The sequence below is a fragment of the Cupriavidus sp. FW306-1B-F12B genome, from assembly GCF_058781795.1.
Window position 1 is genome coordinate 1 of sequence record NZ_JBYSXC010000042.1, and the last position, 720, is coordinate 720.

2 protein-coding genes are annotated in these 720 nt (G+C 66.9%); both read right to left on the reverse strand.

The genetic code is table 11. The features are described 5' to 3' along the window. Positions 1 to 209 precede the first annotated feature (209 nt). Positions 210 to 548 carry a P-II family nitrogen regulator gene (locus tag AC3WLE_RS30400; RefSeq protein WP_010814843.1) on the reverse strand — a complete coding sequence of 113 codons (339 nt, stop codon included), beginning with the start codon at positions 546 to 548 and terminating at the stop codon, positions 210 to 212. Between the two features lie 52 nt (positions 549 to 600). Then, a partial coding sequence (locus AC3WLE_RS30405) for a TorF family putative porin (protein WP_492357318.1) occupies positions 601 to 720 on the reverse strand: 120 nt, incomplete at its 5' end.

A 720-nucleotide genomic window follows, 5' to 3' on the forward strand; every position in this document is an offset into this window, starting at 1 on the left:
AGCCGGCGCCGACGCTTCGGCAGCGGCTGCGGCGGGGGCGGCGGAGGCGGCCGGGGCAGATGCCTCGGCGGCCGGCTTGTCCTGTGCGGCGGCCGGCGTGGAGATGCCCACGCCCGCCGTGCCGATGGCCAGCGCCATCGCGCCGGCCGTCAGGAATCGCTTGAACCAGGTTTTCATGTGCTTAACCTCTTGTGATGTGCTGTCTCGGGTCACAGGGCATCGCCGCCGGTCTCGCCGGTGCGGATGCGGATGACCTGCTCGATCGGTGCCACGAAGATCTTGCCGTCGCCGATCTTGCCGGTGCGGGCCGATTTCTCGACCGCCTCGATGGCGCGCTCGACCACGTCGTCGGGCACCGCCACCTCGATCTTCACCTTGGGCAGGAAGTCGACGATGTATTCGGCGCCGCGGTACAGCTCGGTGTGGCCCTTCTGGCGGCCGAAGCCTTTCACTTCGGTCACGGTAATGCCGGACACGCCCACGTCCGACAGCGCTTCGCGCACTTCGTCGAGCTTGAACGGCTTGATGACTGCGATGATGAGTTTCATCCGATTTCTCCTCGGGGCAGGCCGGCGCTGCCCGCCCGGCCTGCGGCAATGATTAGAAAGTCTTGGTGATCGAGGCCCAGGCCGTGGCCTTGCCCAGGTAGCGGCCGCGGTTGGCGCTGGTGTAGGCCACTTCCTTGGCGTTGGTATCGACATAGGCAACCGCCAGCGCGAA